8 protein-coding genes are annotated in these 25,847 nt (G+C 75.1%); all 8 read left to right on the top strand.

The window, feature by feature from the left end; all coding sequences use genetic code 11:
- Positions 1 to 51: 51 nt before the first annotated feature.
- The 8 genes from ACSHV8_RS29935 (at position 52) to ACSHV8_RS29970 (ending at position 25,840) form a co-directional block, all read left to right on the top strand.
- Positions 52 to 5,502, top strand: a complete 5,451-nt coding sequence (locus tag ACSHV8_RS29935; protein ID WP_436521026.1) for a carboxyl transferase domain-containing protein — start codon at positions 52 to 54, stop codon at positions 5,500 to 5,502.
- Positions 5,503 to 5,633: 131 nt separating this feature from the next.
- Positions 5,634 to 6,461 carry a DUF4132 domain-containing protein gene (locus ACSHV8_RS29940; RefSeq protein WP_436521028.1) on the top strand — a complete coding sequence of 276 codons (828 nt, stop codon included), beginning with the start codon at positions 5,634 to 5,636 and terminating at the stop codon, positions 6,459 to 6,461.
- Positions 6,458 to 11,062: a hypothetical protein gene (locus ACSHV8_RS29945; RefSeq protein ID WP_436521030.1), complete on the top strand. Its 4,605-nt coding sequence runs from the start codon at positions 6,458 to 6,460 to the stop codon at positions 11,060 to 11,062. Before ACSHV8_RS29940 ends, ACSHV8_RS29945 begins: the two co-directional genes overlap by 4 nt.
- A complete protein-coding gene (locus tag ACSHV8_RS29950) occupies positions 11,059 to 14,331 on the top strand; it encodes a hypothetical protein (protein WP_436521032.1) in 3,273 nt (1,090 codons plus the stop codon). Before ACSHV8_RS29945 ends, ACSHV8_RS29950 begins: the two co-directional genes overlap by 4 nt.
- On the top strand, positions 14,328 to 19,157 hold the full coding sequence (locus ACSHV8_RS29955; RefSeq protein WP_436521034.1) for a hypothetical protein: 4,830 nt from the start codon (positions 14,328 to 14,330) through the stop codon (positions 19,155 to 19,157). The genes ACSHV8_RS29950 and ACSHV8_RS29955 overlap by 4 nt, the downstream gene beginning before the upstream one ends.
- Positions 19,154 to 20,263 carry an ATP-binding protein gene (locus ACSHV8_RS29960; RefSeq protein WP_436521036.1) on the top strand — a complete coding sequence of 370 codons (1,110 nt, stop codon included), beginning with the start codon at positions 19,154 to 19,156 and terminating at the stop codon, positions 20,261 to 20,263. Before ACSHV8_RS29955 ends, ACSHV8_RS29960 begins: the two co-directional genes overlap by 4 nt.
- Positions 20,247 to 23,912 carry a DUF5682 family protein gene (locus ACSHV8_RS29965; RefSeq protein ID WP_436521038.1) on the top strand — a complete coding sequence of 1,222 codons (3,666 nt, stop codon included), beginning with the start codon at positions 20,247 to 20,249 and terminating at the stop codon, positions 23,910 to 23,912. The genes ACSHV8_RS29960 and ACSHV8_RS29965 overlap by 17 nt, the downstream gene beginning before the upstream one ends.
- Positions 23,909 to 25,840 (top strand): hypothetical protein, encoded by a 1,932-nt coding sequence (locus tag ACSHV8_RS29970; RefSeq protein WP_436521040.1) that lies wholly within the window; start codon positions 23,909 to 23,911, stop codon positions 25,838 to 25,840. The genes ACSHV8_RS29965 and ACSHV8_RS29970 overlap by 4 nt, the downstream gene beginning before the upstream one ends.
- Positions 25,841 to 25,847: the final 7 nt, after the last annotated feature.

Below are 25,847 nucleotides of genomic sequence, written 5' to 3' on the forward strand. Positions count from 1 at the left end.
CCACCTGTAGTCTCTCGGCGAAGGTTTTCGCTGAGGTAGGGGCTCGATCGGGTGTTCAAACGAATCGCCATCGTCAACCGTGGTGAGGCCGCCATGCGGCTCATCCATGCCGTCCGGGAGCTCGCCGCGGAGACCGGCGCGCCGATCGAGACCGTCGCGCTGTACACCGACGTCGACCGGACCGCCACCTTCGTGCGCGAGGCAGACATCGCGTACGACCTGGGTCCGGCCGCGTCCCGGCCGTACCTGGACCTGAAACTGCTGGAGCACGCGCTGGTCGACACCGGGGCGGACGCCGCCTGGGTCGGCTGGGGCTTCGTCGCCGAGGACCCGGCGTTCGCGGAGCTGTGCGACCGGATCGGGATCACGTTCATCGGTCCCAGCGCGGACGCCATGCGCCAGCTCGGCGACAAGATCGGCTCGAAGCTGATCGCCGAGGAGGTCGGCGTGCCGGTCGCGGCCTGGAGCCGCGGCCCGGTCGAGACCCTGGAGGCCGCCCTGGAGGCGGCCGAGCGGATCGGCTACCCGCTGATGCTCAAGGCCACGGCCGGCGGCGGCGGGCGCGGCATCCGCAAGGTCACCTCGTCCGACGAGCTGACCGACGCCTACGAGCGGACCAGCCAGGAGGCCGCCCGCGCGTTCGGCAGCGGCGTCGTCTTCCTGGAGCGCCTGGTCACCGGCGCCCGGCACGTCGAGGTGCAGGTCATCTCCGACGGCCAGGGCACCGCGTGGGCTATCGGCGTGCGCGACTGCTCGGTGCAGCGCCGCAACCAGAAGGTGATCGAGGAGTCGGCGTCCCCGGTGATGCCCCCGGAGCGGGCGGCCGAGCTGAAGGCGTCGGCCGAGCGGCTGGCGGTCAAGGTCGGCTACCGCGGTGCGGCCACGGTCGAGTTCCTCTACCACCCGGGTGAGGACCTGCTGGCCTTCCTCGAGGTGAACACGCGCCTGCAGGTCGAGCACCCGATCACCGAGTACGTGACCGGCACCGACCTGGTCAAGCTGCAGATCCACGTCGCCCTGGGCAACCCCCTGACCGGCGAGCGGCCGATCGAGCGCGGGCACGCCATCGAGGCGCGGCTCAACGCCGAGGACCCGGACCGGGACTTCGCGCCCTCCCCCGGCCGCATCGCGCGCCTCGACTTCCCGGCCGGCCCCGGCATCCGGGTCGACACGGGCGTCAGCGAGGGCGACAGCATCCCGGGCGACTTCGACTCGATGATCGCCAAGGTCATCGCGTACGGGAAGAACCGCGACGAGGCCCTGGGCCGCCTGCGCCGGGCGATGTCCGAGACCACCGTCGTCATCGAGGGCGGCGCCACCAACAAGAGCTTCGTGCTCGACCTGCTCGACCAGCCCGAGGTGATCGACGGCAGCGCCGACACCGGCTGGATCGACCGGGTCCGGGGCGAGGGCCGCCTGGTCTCCGACCGGCACTCCGGCGTGGCCCTGGCCGCCGCCGCGATCGAGGCCTACGAGGACGAGGAGCAGGTCGAGCAGCAGCGCCTGCTCTCCACCGCGTTCGGCGGGCGCCCGCAGGTGCGCCACGAGAGCGGCACGCCGCTCGACCTCAAACTGCGCGGCACGACGTACCGGGTGCGGGTCGCCCGGGTCGGCGCCCACCGCTTCCGGGTCGGCATCGAGGCCGGCGGCGACGTCCGGCTGGCCGACGTCACCCTGGAGCGTTTCGACAGCCACACCGGCCGGATCACCGTCAACGGCGCCCGCCACCGGCTGCTCACCGGCGCCCACGGCGCGATCACGCTGATCGAGGTCGACGGCGTCACCCACCGGGTCAGCCGGGACGAGGGCGGCGTGCTCCGCTCCCCGATGCCGGCCCTGGTCGTGGCCACTCCCCTGGAGGCCGGCGCCGAGGTCGAGGCCGGTGCGCCGGTCCTCGTCCTGGAGGCCATGAAGATGGAGGCGGTGCTGCGCGCGCCGTTCCGGGCCCGGGTCAAGGAGGTGCTCGTCGCGGTCGGCAACAAGGTCGACGCCGGCGCGGCGCTGCTGCGCCTGGACCCGATCGGGGGCGACGAGGCCGAGCAGGCCGCCGTCGAGACCGCGGCCGACGTGGACCTGCCGGCCGCGCCGGACGGTCAGCCGGCCCGCCTGCGCGCCGCCCGCGGCGTGGAGGACCTGCGCAGCCTGCTGCTCGGCTTCGACGCCGACCCGCACGACGAGCGCCGCGTCCTCGACGACTACCTGGCCGCCCGCCGGGTCGCCGCCGACGAGGGCCACCGCCCGCTGGAGCGCGAGATCGCGCTGATGGAGGTCTTCGCCGACCTGACCGAGCTGAGCCGCAACCGGCCGGCCGGCGAGGACGGCGGCGGCGACACCCACGTGCACAGCGCGCGTGAGTTCTTCCACGCCTACCTGCAGAGCCTGGACGTGGAGCGGGCCGGCCTGCCGCAGTCGTTCCAGACCCGGCTGTCCAAGGCACTCGGCCACTACGGCATCACCGACCTGGAACGCACGCCCGCCCTTGAGGCCGCGGTGTTCCGGATCTTCCTGGCCCAGCAGCGCTCGTCGGCCGACGCGGCCGCGATCGCCGCGTTGCTGCGCTCCTGGCTGCAGGAACCGCCGCCGGACGCCACCCTGCACGAGCCGGCCGGTCTCGTCCTGGAGCGGCTGATCGCGGCCACCCAGGTGCGTTTCCCGGCCGTGGCCGACCTGGCCCGCGGGGTCGTCTTCACCTGGTTCGGCCAGCCGCTGCTGCGCCGCCACCGGGCCGAGGTGTACGCGCAGATCCGCAAGCACCTGCGCCACCTGGACGAGTTCCCGCAGTCGGGCGACCGGGACGACCGGATCGCCGAGATGGTCCGCAGCACCGAACCCCTGGTCCGCCTGCTCGGCCAGCGTCTGGTCCGGCACAATCTGGACAACTCGGTGCTGCTGGAGGTGCTGACCCGGCGCTACTACGGGAACAAGGGCCTCAACGACGTACGCGCCAATGCTTTTAACGGTGTTGGTTTTGTCGTTGCCGAGCGGGACGGCGCGCGCCTGGCGTCGGCGGCCGAGCGGTTCGACAAGCTGACCGGGGTGCTGACCGGACTGGCCGAGCTGGCGGCCCAGGGTGGATCGATCGACGCCGACGTCTACCTCGCGTGGGAGGGCCAACCGGCCGACCCGGACGAGATGGCGACCGCGCTGCACGAGGTGATCAGCGGCGTCGCGCTGCCGGCCCAGGTGCGGCGGCTGACCACCACGGTGGCCGGGCCCAGCGGCGCGGTCATGCACCACCACTTCACGTTCCGGCCGTCGACCACCGGGATGGAGGAGGAGCGGCTGATCCGCGGGCTGCACCCCTACATCGCGCAGCGCATGCAGCTGGAACGCCTCCGCAAGTTCGATCTGACCCGGCTGCCGTCGGCCGACGAGGAGATCTACCTCTTCCAGTGCGTGGCCCGGGAGAACCCGGCCGACGACCGGCTCGTCGCGTTCGCGCAGATCCGCGACCTGACCGAGCTGCGCGAGCAGGACGGCCGCCTGGTCGCGCTGCCGACCACCGAGGACACGATCTCGACCTGCCTGGACGGCATCCGCCGGGCGCAGTCGCGGCGCTCCTCGGACAAGCGGTTCAGCACCAATCGGATCGTCATCTACGTCTGGCCCGAGCTGGGGCTCACGTACAACGAGATGGAGATGATCGCCCGGCGCGTGTCGCCGACCACGGCCGGCGCCGGCCTGGAGGAGATCCTGTTCATCGCCCGGCGGCGCGACGAGAAGACCGGCGAGCTGGTCAAGGTGAACGTGCGGATCACGTTCAGCGCGACCGGCGGCACCGAGCTGATCCTCGGCCCGCCGTCCAACGAGCCGATCGAGCCGCTCGACGGCTACCGGCAGAAGGTGCTGCGGGCGAGCAGCCGGAACACCGTTTATCCGTACGAGTTGACGGAGTTCCTCGGCTCGTTCAGCGAGCACGACCTGGACGAGAACCACGTGCTCGTGCCGGTCGACCGGCCCAAGGGCAGGAACAGCGCGGCCCTGGTCGCCGGCGTGGTCACCACGGTCACGCCGCGGCACCCGGAGGGCATCAAGCGGGTCGTGCTGCTCGGTGACCCGACGAAGTCGCTCGGCGCGCTCTCCGAACCGGAGTGCCGCCGGGTCATCGCCGCGCTCGACCTGGCTTCCTCGCTCGAAGTGCCGCTGGAGTGGTACGCGCTGTCGTCGGGCGCCCGGATCTCGATGAGCTCCGGCACCGAGAACATGGACTGGGTGGCCGCCGCGCTCAAGCGGATCGTCGAGTTCACCCAGGCCGGCGGCGAGATCAACATCGTCGTGGCCGGGATCAACGTGGGCGCCCAGCCGTACTGGAACGCCGAGGCCACGATGCTCATGCACACCAAGGGCATCCTGGTCATGACCCCGGACTCGGCCATGGTGCTGACCGGCAAGCACGCGCTCGACTTCGCCGGCGGCGTGTCGGCCGAGGACAACTTCGGCATCGGCGGCTACGACCGGGTGATGGGGCCGAACGGGCAGGCGCAGTACTGGGCGCCGAACCTGATGGCGGCGCGGGACGTGCTGATGGCGCACTACGAGCACACGTACGTGGTGCCCGGTGAGGCCGGGCCGCGGTCGATTCCCAGCAACGACCCGATCGATCGCGACGTCTCGGACTTCCCGCACGCGGTGGACGGCAGCGACTTCACCACGGTCGGCGAGATCTTCTCGGCGACGGCGAACCCCGACCGCAAGAAGCCCTTCGACATCCGTACGGTCATGCGGGCGCTCGCCGACCAGGACCACCCGACCCTCGAACGCTGGGCCGGGATGGCCGACGCCGAGACCGCGGTCGTGCAGGACGCCCACCTCGGCGGCATGCCGGTCTGCCTGCTCGGCATCGAGTCGCGGTCGGTGCCGCGGCGCGGCTTCCCGCCCACCGACGGGCCGGACGCGTACAACGCGGGCACCCTGTTCCCGCGCTCGTCGAAGAAGGCGGCCCGGGCGATCAACGCGGCCAGCGGCAACCGTCCGCTGGTGGTGCTGGCCAACCTGTCCGGCTTCGACGGCTCGCCCGAGTCGATGCGCAAGCTGCAGCTGGAGTACGGCGCCGAGATCGGCCGGGCGATCGTCAACTTCTCCGGCCCGATCGTCTTCGTGGTGATCTCCCGCTACCACGGCGGCGCCTTCGTGGTCTTCTCCAAGCAGCTCAACCCGTCGATGACGGTGCTGGCGGTCGAGGGGTCGTTCGCGTCGGTGCTCGGTGGCGCGTCGGCCGCGGCCGTGGTCTTCAGCGGCGACGTCACCGCCCGGACCGGGGCCGACCCGCGGATCCGGGCCCTGGAGGCCCGGGTCGCCGCCGCGTCCGGCGCCGAGCGCAGCTCGCTCGCCGCCGAGCTGGACGACCTGCGCTCCTCGGTGCGGACCGAGAAGCTGGGCGAGGTGGCCACCGAGTTCGACCGGGTGCACAGCATCCAGCGTGCGGTCGAGGTCGGATCCGTGGACGCCGTGATCAAGGCCGCTGAGCTGCGGCCGCGCATCATCGAGGCGATCCGGAAGTAGTTTTTCGCAGAAATTCGGGGGGTCCGGTGCGCCGGACCCCCCGTTTTTGTCGGTGCCCGCTGGCACAATCCGCCTCACGTTCGGCGAGGGGGATGGCCATGGGTTGGGTAGCGGCAGGAGCCGACTACGAAGTGAGTGTCGACGGGCGCAAGGTGATCGCGCGCACCGCCGCCGGCAAACCGCTCAAGAGCGTGCCGAAAGCGATCAAGGATCACGAGGCGGTGACCGGGCTCCGGCAGCTGATCGAGTGGCTGGCCCGGCACGACGCGAGCTGCCGGGCCGAGGTCGAGCGGTGGATGATCCGCTCGCTGCCGGTGCCGGCCGCGGTCATCGCCCAGGTCTGGGCCGACGACGCCTGGCGGGCCGCGCTGAAGGATCTCGTGATCGTCCCGGTCGGTGCCGACTTCTCGACCGCGGCGCTGCTGCGCGATGCCGACCCGGAGAAGGGTCTCGGCGTCGTCGACCTGGACGGCGAGTCCACCCGGTTCACCGCCGAGCAGGTCCTGATCCCGCACCCGGTCCGCCTGCCCGACCTGGAGGACCTGCGCGAGTTCGCCGGTGACCTCGGCGTCGAGCAGGGCACGCTGCAGCTGTTCCGCGAGGTCTGGCACCGGCCCGAGGACGCGGACGACCAGCGACGCGAGCTGAGCCGCTACAGCGACGCCAAGTTCAAGGAGCTGCGGCACGTCCAGTCCCGGGCCACCTCGGCCGGGTATCGGGTGCAGGGCGGCACGGCCGTCTGCCGCATCTGGGAGGACGGGCGCGCGGTGATCGCCTCGGTCTGGATCGGCGAGGGCGACCCGGGCTACGAGACCGAGCTCTCCGACCTGACCTTCACCGACGCCCAGGGCGAGCACCTGCCCACCGCCGACGTGCCGCCGGTGGCCTGGTCCGAGGGGCTGCGGATGGCCGCCCACCTGCACGCCGGCCGCGTCACCGAGGAAGAGGCCGACCGATGACGACCACCGAGGTGCTCACCGCCCGGTCCTACCGGCACCCGGTGCTCGACGGCCGCACCGTGGTCCGCCTGGTCGGCGCGACGGTCGGCCCGGCCGAGGACCTGAGCATGGAGTTCCTGGGCTTCGAGGCGGCCGGGGTGGCCGACGTCGGGCACGGCGAGCGGCAGGCGCTCGGCTTCCCGGCCTGGGCCCTGGTCCACGACCCGGCCAACGGCCGGCACGCGCTCGCCCTGGTCAAGGAGATGGAGAAACTCGCCCGGGTCGCCCGCAGCAAGCCCGGCAACGCCAAGGACGGGTACACCGAGCTGGCCCAGCGGCTCAACGCGGCCGCCCCGCAGTTCCTGCCCACCTTCTGGGAGCAGGCCGGCCGGGCCTTCCTCGCCGCCGAGAACCCGCGGATGGCCGGCACCTGCTTCACCGAGGCCCGCCGGGCCGAGCAGGTTCACGGGCTGACCGTCGACGAGGAGCGGGTGCGCGACGTGCACCTGGAGTTCGCCTTCGGCGGCGGGCTGACCGCGGCCATGCTCGCGTCCTACTCGCGGGAGGTCGTCGACCGGCGCCCCGCCGCGGAGGCCTATGAGCTGGTCAAGACCCTCGCCCTGCGAAGGGTCGCCGGTGGCCTGCCGCCGCACGCGACGATGGCGGCCGACCTGGGCCGGCTGGCCAAGGCGGCCGGGCTGGACGCCGAGCGGGAGGCCGACGAGGCGGCCGGGCAACTGCTGGGCTATCCGGCGATGGCCCGGGCCCACCCGTCGGTCTGGAAGGCATACCGCAAGAGCCTGGTCCGGCTGGGTGAGCGGGACGCCGCCGTGCGCGCCCGCCTGCTGGAGATCATGCCCGACCCGCCGGGCTGGAACACCGACATCACCGACCAGTGGCTGGAGCTGCTGGAGGCCACCGGCGCGGCCGACGGTCTGGCCGCCCCGGACGGGCCGGCCGCCCGCTGGCTGGAACGGTTCCTGAAGAGCCGCCGGCACGGCGAGGCCCCCGGTCGCCACACGCGCCTGCTCGCCCTGATCGAGCGGATGACCCCGCGGCTGATCGCCGAGGGCGGGGTGACCATCGCCGCCCAGCCGTGGAACGCCGACCTGGACATCCTCGACCTGCTCCGGGCCGGTGGCGTCCCGGCCGGGATCGGCGAGGGTCACCGCGGCAACGGCTTCTCGGTCGACCGCTGGGTGCGCGACACCCGGCCCGGCCGCCGCGACCTGGCCGCCGTCGCCGCCGACCCGGCGCTGCGGCCCCGGCTGCGGCAGGGTCTCCGGCAGGCGATCGGTTACCTGCGTGAGGGTCACTCGCTGACCAGCCCGGCCCTGCCCGAGCCGACCCTGCGCGAGTCGTTCAGCGCCGCCGGCCTGCGGGACGTGCTCGTCGACCTGCTCGGCGAGCTGACCGGGCGGGCCGCCGGCAGCGCCGTCGCCGGGCTCGACGCCGACCTGACCGAGCTGGCCCCGCTCTGGTCGCCGACCGGCATGGCCCTCGCCCCGGACGGGTTCCGCCGCCTGCTCGGTGTGGACATGGCGGCCGTGCTCGCGCGGACGCTGCGGGCCGGCCTGATCGCCGAGCTGGCCTGGCCGGCCTATGAGGAGGCCACCGGCCGGCTCAAACGCTACGAGCAGGGCGTCGGCTGGCCCGAGCTGGTCCTCCACGACGAGCAGTCGGCCCAGGTCGTCACCCCGGACGACCGGGCCACCGAGCACCTGTTCCGGATCCCGGCGGCCGGGCAGCGCGGCGCACGCGGCGGCTACTGGTCCCGCACCGCCTGCGCCTCGGTCGACGGCGACCTGCTGGTGAGCTGGAACAGCGAGAGCGGCACGGTCGGCTACTGGTCGTCCCGGCCGGGCGAGCTGATCGACGGCGACTGGCGGCTCTACCCGTCGGTGCTGCCGATGCCGGCCCCGGGCGGCGGGCTGACCAACGGGCAGCGGCCGCTGCACCCGGGCGACCCGCGCACCGGCTGGGACGACAACTTCCAGCTGGCCGCGGACGGTCAGGCGTACTGGCGGCTCGAACTCGAGAACTCCGGCGCGGTGTACCACGAGCGGCGCTGGCAGTGGCGCGAGTTCGATCCGCGCACCGGTGACCCGGGTCGGGTCAGCGCCCCGGCGTTCTTCGCCGACGCCGGCGACGGCCTGGTCGCCGAGTCGTCCCGGCTGCGGCCGGTGCCGCCCGGGTTCGCCGGGTCACCGCTGGGCGTGCGGGACGGGCTGGCCGGCTGGCGGGTGATCCGGACGCCGGAGGGCCGGCTCCTCGGCGAGGGGATCGACGGCCGCCGGGCCGTCGTCGGCGACGACGAGGTACCGGTGGGCGCGGTGCTGCTGCCCGGCACGGCGGCGCCCCTGCCGATCAGCCGGACCTACGAGCGGGGCAGCCACGTCCTGCGGATCTGGACCGCCGACGGGGAACGCCTGCTGGCCCGGCAGAGCGAGATGACCACCACCGTGCCGCCGTTGGACTGGTGGCACGCGATGCGCCCGCGCGACGAGGCCGGGTCGGCCGTGCTGCGGGACCTGGACGAGTCGACCGCGGAGGCACTGCTGGCGGTCGACGACGCGGTGACCGGGACGGTCGGGCTGCGCGAGGCCGTGACCGCGAACGTGGTGGCCCACCTGCCCGGGGTCACGGCCGAGGCGCTGCGCGAACGGATCGCCGAGGTCGCGGCCCGCGCGGTGCGGCTGCGACGGCGCATCGCCGAGATCACCCGGCACCTGGACGAGCCGGCCGGGGCCGAGCCGGCCACGACGCCGCCGATCACCGACGGGGCGCTGGAGGCGGCCTGGCACGGGCTGTGCGGCTTCGACCGCGACGGTCACCACTACTACGGGCGGCGCCCGGAGCACAGCCACGAGATCCTGACCCAGATCACCGGGGTCGCGACCCTGCTCACCGGCGCCGATCGGGAGCCGCTGCGGGCGGTCGAGACGGCGTGGCCGCCGGTGCTGGCCGGGCCGGGGGCGCTCGCCCTGCGGGCCGCCTCCGCGGCGACCGGTGACGACGACCGGCGGACGCTCGCGGCGTTCCTGACCGCGCTGGCCGGCAGCCCGCTCGACGGCGCCACGCCGCTGCGTGTGCTGGCCCTGAGCCAGCCCAAGGACAGCACCGCCGAGCCCGCGCGCCGGGCCGGGGCCCAGTTCACCGTGCTGCTGCCGACCGGGCAGCGGTACTTCGGTTTCCGGCCGGACGGCAAGCTGCCCCGGGTGGCGCTACAGACCGCGGCCGACGGCGTCTTCAGCCCGCCCACCGGCCTGACCGTGGATCAGGAGCTGCGGCCCAGCGGCCGGCTGACCGGCGAGCGGCTGTCGCAGGTCGCCACGCTGCTGGCCGAGCGCGGGCCGGCCCCGTGGCGGCCCGAGGCGGCCGAGTCGCTGGCCGCCGCGACCGGGATGACCCGGGCCGAGGCGATCCTGCTGCTGGCCGGGCTGCCGGCGATCGACTCGTGGGAGGCGAACTTCCTGAGCGCCGAGCAACGCGCCACGCTCGGGTTGTCGGCCGCGCACGCCAAGGTGGCCCACGCGTCCCTGCGCACCCTGACCTCGCCGCAGCGGGTCGCCCTGCTCGACGCCGCGATGCCGGTCGAGCCGGCGACGCTGTGGACGGACGGGCCGGACGTGACGGCGATCGCCGAAGCGTGGATCCGGATCCGGGGGCGGCGGGTGGCCGTACCGGAAGATCTGGTCGCCGATCTGGCCCGGATCACCGACCGTGACCTGGCCGCGAGTGTGCTCCAGGCGATCGCCGGCCCGGCGGCCGGCGACTGGCTGACCACCGACGTCCGGCCCGGCGACGACGCGGTGGTGGAGGGGAAGCCGTTCGACGGCCGGTACTCGAACGCCGCCGCGATCGCGCTGCCCTGGCTGGCCTACAGGCTGACCTGGGACGATCCGCTGCGGGCGACCCTGCCCGAGGCGCTGCGGCTGGTCCGCGAGCGGCTGCGGAACCCGGCGCTGCGGGTCGGCTACGGGGCGTCCGAGGCGAAGAAACGCCCGGACGCCGGGCCGGCCCTGGTCGACCGGGACGCCAACGCCCACTGGGTCACCTACGCCGTCGCCCCGGCCGAGCTGACCGGGCCGGACGATCCGGCGCTCGGCTTCATCGACGAGGCGACCGGCGGTGGCCTGCAGGTCCTGCTCTCCGACTGGATCGGCGACGTCCTCGCCACCCCGGACGGCGCCGCCGGGGACCCGCACGACCCCCGGGTCAGCGCGCCCCAGCTCGTCACCAAAGCCGGCGCGCAGTTCGGGCTGGATGACGACGCCGCGGCGTACTACCTGCAGGTTCTCGCCCTGCCGGACCCGACCGACAAGGCCGTGCAGCAGTGGAACGGGTGGAAGCCGGCCGCGCTGCGCCAGGCGCAGGCCGCGCTGACCGAGGCCGGGCTGCTGGTGGCGGCCAAGCGGGAGCGGGCCGGGCGGCCGGTGTTCCTGCCCGGTGGCTGGCAGGCCGCCAAGGCGCCCCGGCTGCCGGTGGAGACGTGGAAGCTGCCGCTCTACGTGGACGGCGGGCAGCTGCTGTTCGTGCCGCGCCCGCTGCCCGAGCTGTTCGCCGTCGCCTGGCGGCGGATCGTCGACGGTGATCTGCCCCGATACCACGGGCTGTCATGAGCGCCGTCCTGGACGCCGGCGGCATCCTGGCCGGGACGGGTCCGCACCCGGTCACCGCCCGCGCCTACCGGCACTCGGCGCTCGGCGGGCGGACCGTGGTCCGGCTCGTCGTCGCCGCGATCGGCCCGGCCGAGGACCTCGGCATGGAGTTCCTCGGCTTCACCGCCGCCGGTGCGACCGAGGTCGGGCACGGCCGCCCGGGCACGCTGGTGTTCCCGGGCTGGGCGCTCGTGCACGCCCCGGCCCACGGGCGGCACGCGCTCGCCCTGGTCAAGGAGATGGAGAAACTGGCCCGGACGGCCCGGAACAAGCCGGGCAACGCCCGGGACGGGTACACCGAGCTGGCCGCACGGCTCGGCGGCACCGCGCCGGAACTGCTGCCGACGTTCTGGGAGCAGGCCGGGCGGGCGTTCCTGGCCGCCGACAACCAGCGGATGGCCGGGACGTGCTTCGCCGAGGCCCGCCGGGCCGAACGGGTCCACGGGCTGCCCGTGGACGAGGACCGGGTGCGCGACGTGCACCTGGAGTTCTCGCTGGCCGGCGGGCTGACCGTGACGACGCTGAGCGCGTACGCGCGGGACGTCGCCGCCCGGCGGCCGCCGCTGGAGGCGTACGAGCTGGTCCGGGACGTCACCCTGGGCCGGATCGCGGGTGGCCGGCCGCCGCACACCTCGGCCGCCGCCGACCTGGCCCGCCTCGCCGGAGCCGCCGGGGTGGAGGCCGACCGGGAGATCGAGCGGATCGTCGCTCGCATGATCACCTACCCGGCGACGGCCCGCGCCGAGCTGCCGGTGTGGAAGTCGATGCGCACGGCCCTGGTCCGGCTCGGCCGGCGGGACGCGGCGGTCCGCGCCCGGCTGCTGGAGATCCTGCCCGACCCGCCCGGCCGGCGGACCGACGTGCGCGACTTCTGGCTGGACCTGCTGGACGCGACCGGCGCGGCCGACGACCTGGTCTCCCCGGCGTTCACCGGCGTCCCGGCGGGCCGGTGGCTCGCCCGGTTCCTGGTTCACCGCAACCACTTCTGGCTTCCGGACCGGCGCAACGTACGGCTGCTCGGGCTGGTCGAGCGGATGGCCGCGCGCCTGATCGCCGAGGGCGGGGTCCGGCTGGCCCTCCAGCCCTGGCGGGCCGACCTGGACGTGCTCGACGTGTGCGTGGCCGCCGGCGTGCCGGTCGAGATCGGCAACGTGCGGTCGGTGCACGGGTTCGACGTCCGCAAGTGGGTCGTCGACGCCGGGGACGGTCGCCGCGACCTGGCCGCCGTCGCCGCCGACCCGGTGCTCCGGCCGCTGCTGCGCCAGGGCATCCGCCGGATGCTGGAGGAGGGCCGGCGCTTCGAGCTCGCCCTGCCGGCCTCCACGGTGCGGGACGCGTTCACCGGCGTCGACGCGCGGGCGATCCTGATCGAGGAGATGACCGGCCTCGGCCTGGACACGGCCGAGGCGACCTCGGTCCCGCCGCCGGCCGGGACGACGCCCGCGATCACCGACGACGCGCTCCTGCGGGCGTGGAACGGCCTGTGCGACTGGCCTCGGGGCCCGATGCCGGGCGGGCCGAGCGTGCTCCTGGAGCAGGTGGCCGCGGTCGGTGCGCGGCTGGCCGGGCCGGACACCACCGAGCCGGCCGGCGTGCCGGCGGTCGCCCCGGTCTGGGCGCCGCTGCTGGCCGGCCTCGGCGCGGTCGCCCTGCGGGCGGCGTCCCCGACCATCCCGGAGGACGACCGGGCGGCCCTGTCCGCCCTGCTCGCGACGATCGCCGGGACACCCCTGGACGGAAGCGGCGCACCGATCCGGACGCTGGAGGTGACCCAGGACGACGTGAAGGTCCGGGCGCTCGACGGCGACCGGCTCACGATGATCTTCCCGCCGGACGGTTTCGTGCCCGCGCCGTTCCCGATGCCGTGGCGGCGGACCGTGATCCAGCTCGCCCCGGACGGTGATTTCGCCCCGCTGCCGAGAGAAGACCGCTCCCTGCGGCCCAGCGGCCGGCTGGCCGGTGACCGGCTGCGGGAGTTCGTCGCCCGGCTGGCCGAGCGCGGGCCCGCACCGTGGCGACCGGCGGCGGCGGACGAACTGGTCGCGGCGACCGGGATGAGCCGGGCCGAGGCCGTTCTGCTGCTGGCCGGGCTGCCCGCGGATGCGCTCGACCCCGCGCGGCGGACCCGGCTCGGGCTGAGCGCGCCGCACGCCGAGTCGGCCCGGACCAGTCTGTCCGAGCTGAGCCGGGAGCAGCGGGTCGCGCTGCTGGACGCGGCCATGCCGACCGATCCGGCGGCACTCTGGGAGCACGGGCCGGATGTGGCGGCGATCGCCGAACGGTGGATCACGATCCGGGGCCGCCGGGTCGCCGTCCCCGACGATCTGATCGCCGGACTGGCCCGGGTCGTCGACAAAACGCTGGCGGCGCCTCTGCTCCGCGCGATCGCGGCACCGGCCCCGGGCGACTGGCTGACCACCGACGGCGTCTTCGACGACGATCACCTGCGGGCCGCCTCGGTCGCCCTGCCCTGGCTGGCCTACCACCTGACCTGGGGCGATCCGCTGCGCGCGGCGCTGCCGGAGGCGCTGCGGCTGGTCCGCGAGCGGCTGCGGCACCCGGAGCTGCGGGTCGGCCGGGCCTGGTACCGGGCGAAGGACCGGCCGGACGCCGGGCCGGCCCTGGTCGACGACGGAGTCCACGGCGACTTCGTCGAGGTGTGCGTCGTGCCGGCGCGGCTGACCGGGCGGGACGACCCGGTGATCGGGCTCGGCGACGACGACACCGCGCTCGCTCTGCGGATCGTCCTGTCCTCGATGATCGAGCACGCGGTGGCCACCCCCGAGGGCACCACCGGCGACCCGCGCGACCCCCGGATCGGCCTGCCCGCCCTGGTCGACGACGTGCGGGAGCGGCACGGGCTGGACGCCGACGCCGCCACCTACTACCTGCAGCTGCTGGCCCTGCCGGACCCGACCGACCGGGCCGTCCAGACCTGGAACGGCTGGAAGGTCGCCCGGCTGCGGGCCGCCCAGCAGACACTTGTCGAGGCCGGGCTGGTGGTGACCGCCAAACGGGAACGCGCCGGGCGGCCGGTGTTCCTGCCCGGCGGATGGCAGCCGGCCCGCTCGCCGCAACTGCCGGTCGAGACCTGGAAGCTGCGGATCACCGCCGACGTCGGCCCGACCCGCCTGGTGCTGTCGTCCCTGCCCCGGCAGTTCGGCCTGGCCTGGGCCCGGATCCTCGACGGCGACGGGCCCGGATATCAGAAGCCGGAGGGGGCTCGATGAACGACGTGCTGACCGCCCGGGCCTACACGCACCCGGCGCTGCCCGGCCGCCGAGTGGTGCGCCTGGTCACCGCCCCGCTCGGGCCGGCCGAGGACCTGACCATGGAGTTCCTCGGATTCGCGGCGGACGCGACGCCGGTCGAGGTGGGCCGGGCGCCGCGGCAGGCCCTCGGGTTCCCGGCCTGGGCGCTGGTGCACGACCCGGCCGCCGCCCGGCCCGCGCTCGCCCTGGTCCCGGACATGGAGAGGCTGGCCCGGGTGGCGCCGGTCAAACCCGGCACCGCCCGGGACGGGTATCAGGCGCTCGCCCGGCGGCTCGGCGAGACGGCGCCGCGACTGCTGCCGACGTTCTGGGAGCAGGCCGGGCGGGCGTTCATCGCCGCCGACAACCTGCGGGCGGCCGGCACGTGCTTCGCCGAGGCGCGGCGGGCCGAGCAGACGCACGGGCTGGCCGTGGACGAGGAGCGGGTGCGCGACGTGCACCTGGAGTTCGCGCTGGCCGGGGCGTTGACCGCGGGCATGCTCAGCGCCTATGCGCGGGACGTGATCGGAAGAAAGAGCCAGACGCAGGCGTACGAACTGGTCAAGGCGCTGTCGCTGCGGCGGGTGGCGGGCGGGCTGCCACCGCACGGCACGATGGCGGCCGACCTGAACCGGCTCGCGGCGGCCGCCGGGCTCGACGCCGAGCGGGAGGCCGACGAGGTGGCGGCGCTGCTGCTGACGTATCCGGCGACGGCTCGCGGACCGGCGGCGCTGTGGAGGTCGTACCGGAAGAGTTTGATCCGTGTGGGGAAGCGGGACGCCGTGGTGCGGGCGCGACTCCTGGAGATCCTGCCGAATCCGCCGTTCAGCGACTTCGCGCTGGGTGACCTGTGGCTGGAGGTGCTGGAGGCCACCGGCGCGCTGGCCGGGCTGGTCGACGGCAGTGCCGGCGTCCCGGCCGCGGGCTGGCTGACCCGGTTCCGGCGCGGCCGGTTCAGCGTGACCCGCGCGACCCTGTTCGCCCTGGTCGAGCGGCTGGCGCCGCGGCTGATCGCCGAGGGCGGCCTGGAGATCGCCTCGGTGCCGGTGGCCGCCGACCTCGACCTGCTCGACCTGTGCCTGAGCCTGGGCGTGCCGGCCCGGATCGGCCCGATCGGCCCGGCCGCCCGTGTCGTGGTGCCCGAGTGGGCTCCCGGCGGGCGGGACCTGACCGCGGTCGCCGCCGACCCGGTGCTGCGGCCGCTGCTCCGGGAGGGTGTGCGCCGCCGGTTCGGCCGGCAGCGCGGCAGCACGTCGCTGGCGACGCCGCCGCTGCCCGATCCGATCCTGCGGAGGTCGTTCGGTGCGGCCGGCGTCCGTGGCGTGGTCGCCGAACTGGTCGACGAGGCGGCCGGCGCGACCACCCTGGGGGCGCTCGACGACGCGCTGGTGGAGTTGTGCGCGCTGTGGTCGCCGGCCGGTGTCGCGCTCGCACCGGACGGGTTCCGGCGGTTGCTCGCCGTGGATCTGCCGGCGGTGCTGGCGCGGTCGTTGCGGGCCGGGCTGCTCGCCGAGCTGACCTGGCCGGCCTACGAGGAGGCGGCGAGCCGTCTCACCCGGCCGGAGGTCGGGACGTCGTGGCCGGAGCTGGTGCTGTTCGACGACCGGGCCGCGCGGGTCGTCGCGCCGGACGGGCGGATCAGCGAGCACGTGTTCCCGTTCGCGGCCGGTCCGCGCCGGGAGTGCACGGTCGTCGACGGTGACCTGCTGGTGGTCCGCTTCGGCCCGAGCCGGCCGGCGTACTGGACGTCCCGGCCGGACGACGTGTTCACCGCCGAGCTGCGGTTCAGCGCCGGCCCGCCGGAGGCGCTGCCGATCCCGGGTGGTGGCCTGACCGTCGGCGGCGAGGCGTTGCGGGCCGGCGACCGGCGTTCGTTCGGTCCGGAGTCGTATCCGGTGGCCACCGACGGGCGGGCCTATTGGCGGTGCGAACGGCACGAGGAAGGGCGGCTGGAGTGGCGGGAGTTCGACCCGCGGACCGGTGAGGGCGGGCGGTTCGGCGGGCCGGAGTTCTTCGCGGTGCCCGGCGTCGTGCCGGGCCTCGGCCGGCTGCGGCCGGTTCCGACGGAGTTCGCCGGGTCGCCGTTCGGTGTCCGGGACGGGCTGGCCGGCTGGCGGGTTACCGAAGAGGCCGACGTGCTGGTGGGTGAGGGGATCGACGGGCGGCGGGTCACGCTGCCGCAGCGCAACCGGCATCGGGACTCCCGCGGTAACGACCTGGAGATGCTGGTCGGGGCGTTGCTGCTGCCCGGGGCGGCCGAGCCGGTGGCGGTGACCCGGGTGTGGGGTCACCCGCGGGGCGAGGTCCGGCTGTGGACGGCCGACGGGCGGCTGGTCTCCGACGAGCCCGACGTGACCGGGACCGTGCCGCCGGTGCAGTGGTGGCACGCGATGCGGCCGCGGGACGAGGCCGGGTCGGTCGCGCTGCGCGCCCTGGATGAGCGGACAGCGGCCGCGCTGCTCGACACCGACGACTCGATGATCGATGTGGCGGGACCCGAGGCGCCGGCCGGAGCAGCCGGACACGAGACGCCGGCCGCGGCGGCCGGGCCCGCGGCCCTGGCCACGGCGGCCGGGCCCGCGGCTCTGATCGCGGCGGCCGGGCCCGCGGCTCTGATCGCGGCGGCCGGGCCCGCGGCTCTGATCGCGGCGGCCGGGCCCGCGGCTCTGATCGCGGCGGCCGGGCCCGCGGCTCTGATCGCGGCGGCCGGGCCCGCGGCTCTGATCGCGGCGGCCGGGCCCGCGGCTCTGGTCGCGGCGGCCGGGCCCGCGGCTCTGGTCGCGGCGGCTCGCGGCAACGTGGCGAAGCACCTGCCTGAGGTCACCGATCCGGTTCTGCGTGAGCGGGTCGCGGCGGTCGTCGCTCGCGCGGTGACGCTGCGGCGGCGGATCGCGCAGATCGCGCCGCTGCTGGAGCCGGCGCCGGCGCCCGCGCCCGCGCCGACCGCCGGTGACGGCGCGCTGCGGCTGGCCTGGGACGGGCTCTGCACCGGGAACACCACGTATTACAGCGGGAAGCCGGGCGCCGACCGGATCCTGGAGCAGATCCAGCGGGCCGGGGCGATGCTCGCGGCCCCGGAGACCGCCGATCCGGTGCCGCTGTCCGCGGTCAGCGCACAGTGGACGAGCCTGGTCGCCGGGATCGGTGCGCTCGCCCTGCGCGCGGCGAGCCCGCTCACCGGCGACGACCGGCGGGCGGCCCTGTCCGCGCTGCTCGGCACGGTCGCCGGGACACCGCTGGACGGCACCGGCCGGGCGATCCGGGTGTACTCGATCACGCAGGAGAGCATGCCGATCGGCCAGACGTTCGTGCTGCGTGAGGGTTCACGGACGACCCTGATGTTCGCGCCCGAGCGCGACGACTCGGCCGGGTGGCGGCGCCCCGGGATCCAGGTCGCGGCCGACGGCGAGTTCGGGCTGCCGGACGGGATGACCGTGCGGGACTCGTTCCGGCCCAGCGGGCGGCTCGCCGGTGATCGATTGCGGGAGTTCCTCCGGGTGCTGGCCGCCCGGGGGCCCGCGCCGTGGCGACCGGCGGCGGCCGAGGCGCTGGTCACGGCGACCGGCATGGCCCGGTCCGAGGCGGTGCTGATGCTGGCCGGGCTGCCCGGGATCGCCATGTGGGAGGCGAACTTCCTGACCCCGGTCCAGCGCAAACTCCTGGGGCTCACGCCGGCGCAGGCCGGGGTCGGGCGGGCCGGGCTGCTGAGGCTGAGCTTCGCCGAGCGGGTGGCGCTGCTGGACGCGGCGATGCCGGTGGAGCCGGGGCGGTTGTGGGACGAGGGGCCGGACGTGGCGGCGATCGCCGAGGTGTGGATCGGGCTGCGGGGGCGGCGGACCGCCGTACCGGATGAACTGGTTTTTGATCTTGGGAAGGTGATCGAGGAATCGCGGGCGGCCGGCGTGTTGCAGGCGATCCGGGCGCCCGCGCCCGGTGACTGGCTGAGCACTGACGGGCGGACCGAGGCGCCCTCGCCCTGGACGTTGACGACCGCATCGGATCAGGGTGAGCCGTTCGACGGGCGCTACTTGACCGAGGCGGCCGCCGTCCTGCCCTGGCTCGCGTATCACCTGGCCGTGGACGATCCGGTGCGGGTCGCGCTGCCCGAGGCTCTGCGGCTGGTCCGGGAACGCCTGCGCAACCCCGAACTGCTCGTCGGCCGGGGGTCGCACGAGGCCGGGGAGCGTCCGGAGGCCGGGCCGGCCCTGGTCGACGGCGCGGCCTGGCGGTCGGAGGTGTTCCACCATGTGGCGCCGAGCCGGCTGTCCGGAATCGACGATCCGGCGATCGGGTTCGTCGACGAGGGGACGGCGGTGGCGCTGCGGACCGTGCTGTCCGGGTGGATCGACGAGGTGGTGGCCGGGCCGCGCGGGGTGAGCGGCTTCCTCCACGACCCGCGGATCAGCGTTCCGGACCTGGTCGGTGAGGTGCGCGAGCGGCACGGGCTGGGCGCCGACGCCGCCGCCTACTACCTGCAGCTGCTGGCGCTGCCGGATCCGGTCGACAAATCCGTACAGAAATGGAATGGCTGGTCGGTCAAGGCGTTGCGCGAAGCGCAGCAGACCTTGACCGAGGCCGGCCTGGTGGTCGCCGCCAAGCGGGCCCGCGCCGGGCGCCCGGTCTTCCTGCCGGGTGGCTGGCACGCGGCCCGGGCGCCGAGCCGGCCCGTCGAGACCTGGAAGATTTCGATGTACGGCGGCCTGGCCGTCCCGCCGCTGCCGGTTCCGCGCCTGTTCCGCACCGCCTGGGGCCGGGTCACCGACGGTGACGCGCCCCGCTACCACGACCTGGAGGAGACCCGGTGACCGCCGCCCGTCAGATCGATCCACCCGAGCATCGCTACGCCGATGAGCTGGCCTTTCTCGCCTCGGCGGACGACGGCGCACGCCCGCCCGGCTGGCGGATGACACCACGCGCGGTCGTCACGTTCATCACCGGTTCCGGCGGCCGGCCGGTGAACGGGCGGGTCATCGAGCCGAAGTTCGTCGGCGAGCGCGCCCTGGTCGAACGCTGCGTCGTCACCCTCGCCGGGGAGCGCGGCCTGCTGCTGGTCGGCGAGCCCGGCACCGCCAAGTCGATGCTGTCCGAGCTGCTCGCGGCCGCGATCTGCGGGACCAGCGCACTCGCCGTGCAGGGCACCGCGGGCACGACCGAGGACCAGCTGCGGTACGGCTGGAACTACGCGTTACTGCTGGCCAAGGGCCCGTCGGCCGAGTCGCTGGTGCCGTCGCCGATCCTGACCGCGATGACCACCGGCGCCGTCGCCCGGGTCGAGGAGATCACCCGCTGCCTGCCCGAGGTGCAGGACGCGCTCGTGTCGATCATGTCGGAGCGCCGGATCAGCGTGCCCGAGCTGGCCGGGCAGGACGGGGCGACCGGGTATGCCGTGCCCGGGTTCTGCCTGATCGCCACCGCGAACCTGCGCGACCGCGGGGTGTCCGAGATGTCGGCCGCGCTCAAGCGACGGTTCAACTTCGAGGTGGTGCCGCCGATCGCCGACCTGGACGCCGAGGTCGCGCTGGTCACCCGGCAGGCGCGGGCGTCGGTGGAGCGCGGCGGGGCCCGGTTCGCGGTGGACGAGGCGGTGCTGGAGACGCTCGTCGTCGCGTTCCGCGACCTGCGGACCGGGACCAGCGCCGAGGGCTGGGAGGTGGAACGGCCGTCGTCGGTGATGAGCACGGCCGAGGCGGTCGCGGTGGCCGCGTCGATCGGGCTGTCGGCCGCCTACCTGCCCGGACCGGACCCGTTGTCGCTGCTCCCGGGGCATCTGCTCGGGGTGGTCCGCAAGGACGATCCGTCCGACGCGGAACGGCTGCTGGCCTACTGGGACGGTGCCCTGCGACGGCGGGCCGAGGCCGGCTCGCGGATGTGGCGCCAGCTGTGGGAACACCGCGATGTCCTCCGCGACTGACCTCCGGACCGAGATCGATCGCCTGGCCGGGGATCCGCGGATCCAGCTCATCGGGGTGCGGCACCACTCGCCGGTGCTGGCCGCGGCCGTCCCGGCACTGCTCGACGCGTTCCGGCCGGAAACCGTGCTCGTCGAACTGCCGGCCGAGATGCAGCCGTGGATCGGGTGGCTGTCCGATCCGGATACTGTCGCGCCGGTCGCGTTGGCGGCGGCCGGGGAGTCGCTCGCGTTCTACCCGTTCGCCGACTTCAGCCCCGAGCTGGCGGCGGTGCGGTGGGCGCGTCGCACCGGGGTGCCGGTGATCTGCGGGGATCTTCCGTTGACCGATCCGGCCTGGTCGGTCGACCGGGTTTCCGGGGCGGGCGGCGGCGCGCTCGGGGATGCCGTGCACGCGACGCTCTCCGGACGGGCCGGGGATGATCTCTGGGATCGGTGGGTCGAAGCCGAGGCACCGGGAAGTTCGCCCGAGGCGGTCCGGCGGGCGGCCATCGCCGCCGGCTGGGCCTTACGACAAGATTCTTCGGCGTACGGGATCGAGCCGCTCGACCTGCGACGGGAAGCCTGCCTGCGGGGACATCTCGGGCGGGTGGCCGGACGGGTGTCGGCGGTGATCGGAGCTTTCCACGCGCCCGCGCTGCTGCCCGTCGGGCCCCCCTCCGCATCCGAGGCGCCCGGGTCTTCGGCTCCGGCCGGTGGTTCCGGGCCGGTGATCTCGCTCGTGCCGTACACGTTCGAGCTGCTCGACGCCCGGTCCGGGTATCCGGCCGGCATTCGGGACCCGCGCTGGCAGCAGGCCGTCTTCGAGGGCGGCGCCGACCCGGACCGGCTGCGGGCGGCCACCGACCGGTTCGCCGTGGAGGTCACCCGGGCGCTGCGCGAGCAGGGACAACCGGCCGGCCCGGGTGAGGCCGCCGAGGTGGCCCGGCTGGCCGGGGACCTCGCCGGGCTGCGACGGCTGCCCGCCCCCGGCCGGGGTGAGCTCGTGGAAGCGCTGCAGACCGTTCTTGCCCAGGGCGCCCCGGTCGGGGCCGGGCGGGGCGTGGCCCGCGCGATGGCCGACGTCCTGATCGGACGGCAGCGCGGGCGCCTGCCCAGCGGCGCGCCGGTCACGGGACTCCGCCCGGCGGTCGAGCGGGAACTGGCCGCGCTGAAGCTGCCCGGGCCGGGCCGGCCCTATCAACGGGTACGCCTCGACCCTCTCCGCTCCCCCACCGACCGGGCCCGTGAACTGGCCATACAGCGGCTTGCGGCGTGCCGGGTGCCCTACGCGGACACCGGTCCGGCCGGGCCGGTCGCCGGCGGCGAGACCCTGACCACCACCTGGCGGGCCGCATGGACCCCGGCCACCGAGGCGGCGATCGCGCTGGCCGGGCTGCACGGGGTCACCCTCGCCCAGGCCGCCGAAGGCATGCTGGCCACCCGGCGCCACCGGGAACAACAGGCCGGCGGGCCGACCCCCGAGCAGGCGTTGACCGGTTTGGAACAGGCCGCGCTCTGCGGCTTGCCGGAGCTGGCCCGGCACCGGCTCGACGACCTGCGGCAGGCCGTCGGCCACGGCGGAGACCTCCAGCAGATCATCGGCGGGTTGCACCTGCTCAGCCGGATCGCACGCGGGCACATCCCCGGCCTGAACCCCACGGGCCGGCGCGCTCCCGGGGCGAGCGGCGCGGACGGCACGGCCGAGCCCCCCGCGCTGAGCAGGGAGGACAGCGCGGGCGGTGAGGTGGTCGCCGGGCTGGGGGCGGCTCGGGACGAACTTCATGCCGCGGCGGTGGCGGCGGTCGGTGGGCTGGCCGGGTCCACGCGGATCGAGGATGCACGGGCGCTGCTGGATCTGGTGCAGGCGGCCGACGAGGCCGGGCGGCGGCTCCGGCTCGGACGGGCGGTCCAGGGGCTGGTCCGGGACGGATCGCCGCTGATGAGCGGGGCCGCGAACGCGGTGGGCGTGCTGCTCGGGCACGAGGAACCGGAGGCGTTCGGGACCCGGATGGCCTCCTGGGTGGACCGGCCGGACGCCGGGGCCACGGACCGACTGCGCGGCGCGCTCAGCGTGGCCGGGGCGTTGCTGCAGTCCGGCGGCGAGTTCCTGGATCCGCTGATGGACGCCGTGGAGCGGATGCCGGACGACGACTTCGTCCGGCGGCTGCCCGCGCTGCGGGGCGGGTTCGACGCGCTCAGCCCGGCCGACCGGGATCGTCTGCTGCACACGGTCACCGACCGGCACGGTGAGTTCGATCAGAACCTGGCCGCCGACCCCGCGACGGTGGCCGGTTGGGTCGCGGCCGACCGGGCCGGGCTGGCCGCGCTGACGGCCCTCGGCCTCCTCGAGAACGACGCCGCGGGCGATCCCACGGATCCCGGCGCGGGCCGGGGCGACTTGAGGTCCGGAGGGGGCGGCGCGGACCGAGCCGACTCCGGCGACGCGGCGAAGGCCGCGGACCGGCCCGAGCCCGAACCGGGCCCGGCAGCACAGCCGCATGCCGCGGGCGAGGACGCGGCGGGCGGTGGACGGCGGACGGGCCTGGACCATACGAGCGGGGGTGGGGTCGGGGGGATCCCGGTGGGGCAGCGGTGGCGGCTGCTGCTCGGGCGGGAGCAGGAGAAACTTCCGCCGGGGCAGCGTCGGCTGGCCACGGCCCTCGACGAGCTGTACGGGGACGGGCGGGGCGAGGGCGCCTACACCGTGGGGCCGGGCCGGGCGGGACGCGAGAAGGAGTACCCGGAAGTGCGGGTCTGGTTGAAAGATCTTGAAGATCTCTTCGGAGCTTCCGTACGGGACGAAGTCCTGGCCCGGGCCGCCGAACGCGGGCGGCTCGACGCGGTGCTGGCGGCCGATCCGGAGCGGGTCCGGCCCTCGATCGACCTGTTGCACGCCGTGCTGTCGATGGCCGGCGGCCTGCCCGAGGCACGGTTGGCCAAGCTGCGGCCGCTCGTCGCGCGGCTCACCGACGACCTCACCGCGCAGCTGGCGCGGCGGATCCGGCCCGCGCTGACCGGGCTGGGAACACCACGGCCGACCCGGCGGCCGACCGGCCGGCTGGATCTGGCCGCCACCGTGCGGCGCAACCTTCATGCCGTACGGAATGATCCGGCCGGAAGGCCGCAGATCGTCCCCGAGCAGCCGGTGTTCCGCAGTCCCGGACGACGCAGCGTCGACTGGCAGGTGATCCTTCTCGTCGACGTCTCCGGGTCGATGGAGGAGTCGACGATCTGGGCCGCCCTGACCGCCTCGGTGCTGGCCGGGGTGCCCGCGCTGCGGACACATTTCGTGACGTTCTCCACCGAGGTCATCGACCTGACCGACCGGGTCGGCGATCCGCTGTCGCTGCTCCTGGAGATCAGCGTGGGCGGGGGTACGCACATCGCGGCCGGGGTGCGGTACGCGCGGCAGATCGCGCTGGTGCCGAGCCGGACCCTGGTCGTGACCATCAGCGACTTCGAGGAGGGGTGGCCGATCGGTGACCTGCTCGGGGCGGTCCGCGCGCTGGTGGACGACGGGGTGACGATGCTCGGCTGCGCCAGCCTCGACGACAAGGGGCGGCCCAGGTACAGCACGGGGGTCGCGTCACAGCTGGTCGCGGCCGGGATGCCGGTGGCCGCGCTGAGCCCGGCCGAGCTGGCCGGATGGATCGGGGATCGAGTGCGATGAGTCTTCCACCGGTGGATCCCGCGGTGGCGGCCGAGGCGGTGGCGCTGCTCCCGGCCCGGTTGCGCAAGCGGCTGGACGAGGTGGTCGCCCAGGTCGCGACGTGGCCGGTCGAGCAGACGGGCGAGGGGGTCACGGTCCGGCCCGACGGGCAGGTGTCGATCGCGCTGAGGGCGCCGGTGGTGACGGCCGGGGACGCGGTGTGCAGCTGCCTGCTGGCACCGAAATGCCTGCACCGGGCGGCAGTGCTGAACGCGGCGCCGGTCCGGTCGGCCGACCCGCCGGAAGCCGCCCCGGCAGAGTCCGCCCAGCCAGAAGCCGGTCTTGCGGAGGCCGTCCTACCGGAAGCCGCCTCATCAGGGAGCGGGTCATCGGGGAGCGGCTCATCAGGGAGCGCCTCATCGGGCAGCGCTGAAGGGCAACGGACAGCGCAGGTCGGTCCCGCGCAAGCGGCCGCGGCGCGGGGACTCTGGGCGGCGACCGCCGCAGTTCTGGCCAACGGGATGCCCGGGGCCGGCGCGGTCGCCCAGGCCGACCTGCTGCGGGCCGTCCACCAGGCGCGGGCGACCGGCCTGCACACCCCGGCGGCGGCCGCGATCCGGGTCGTCGAGCGGCTCCGGTCCGGCCGGCGGGAGGATCCCGGGTTCCGCCGGGGTGACCTCGCCGACGACCTGCGCGAGGTGCTGGCCGCGTGCCATCGGCTGTCCATCGGGGACGGTACGGTCGCCGGAACCGCCCGGCGCGACTACGAACCGGTCGGTGACCTGCGGTTGTACGGGCTGTTCAGCGAGCCGATCCGCACGGCCACCGGGCATGCCGGGGCCGCGACCTACCTGGCCGACGCGACCGGGCGCCTCTGGGTGATCTCCGACGTCCGGCCGGCCGATCAACCGGCGACCGCCGACGCGGTCCGCGGTTCGGTCGATCTCGGTGACGTCCGATTGAGTCATCACGCCCTGGCCCGGGCCGGTCTGCGGGCGGTCAACGCGCACGCCTCGGCCGCGGGCCGGCTCAGTCACGGCCGCGCGCGGCAGGCCGTGTCGGCGACCGGCGCCGGCTGGTTCGAGTCGCCGCTCGACGCGCTCTGGCAGGTCGAACCGGCCGACCAGGCCGCCCGCTGGCTGTCCGCCGCCGCGCTTCCGGCGCACGAACGCCCGGCCCCGCACGACCTGGCCTTCCTGGACGGCGTGATCCTCGGCGCCGACCGTCACGGCCTGCTGCTCGACGCCGGGGGCCGGGCCGTGACCGTCGGCGCCGCTCACGAGGACCCCGCACTCCCCTACGTCACCAACCTCCGGCTCCTCGCCGCGCATGCCGCCGGCCGGTCGATCCGCCTGATCGGCCGTTTCACCGGTCCGCGCCGGGTCGACGGCCTGGCCTTCGCCGCCGGCTGGCTGCCCAGCGGGTTCGGCGGCGGCCACATCGACCTGGGCGCCACCGCCCTGACCCGAGCCGACCTGGACACCGCCGGCCCACCCCAAGACCAGACCGCGCATGGACCGGCCAGCCCAGCCCAGGACCAGCCTGCGGCCGGACCGCACGGCGATCGGGTCGGCGCCGACCGGCCCGAAGAACGGCTCGAAGGCGTTCGGCCGCCGGCCGCCGAGTACCCGCCGCCCCCGCTTCATCTGCTGCGACACCAGCTGGAACGGGTCGTCGCGGCGGGGCGGGCGGCGCTGCTCTCCGGGGTCGACCAGGACGCCCGGCGGCTCACCGCCGCCCATCTGGCCACGGCCGGCGCGGTTCTCACCGCGCTGGGGGCGGCCGGCAGCCGCCGTACCCGGGACGTGTTCGGCCGCCTCGACCCGCACGACGCCGATCATCTGGCCCGGGCCTGGCTGGCCGCCGCCGTCTTCGAGCATGCCGCGAGCCGGGCCGCCACCCTGCAGTCCTGGGGACTTGTGTTGACACAAATCGGCGACGCCGCCTAACTTGTGT

The organism is Actinoplanes sp. HUAS TT8 (genome assembly GCF_051380535.1).
GTDB lineage: Bacteria > Actinomycetota > Actinomycetes > Mycobacteriales > Micromonosporaceae > Actinoplanes.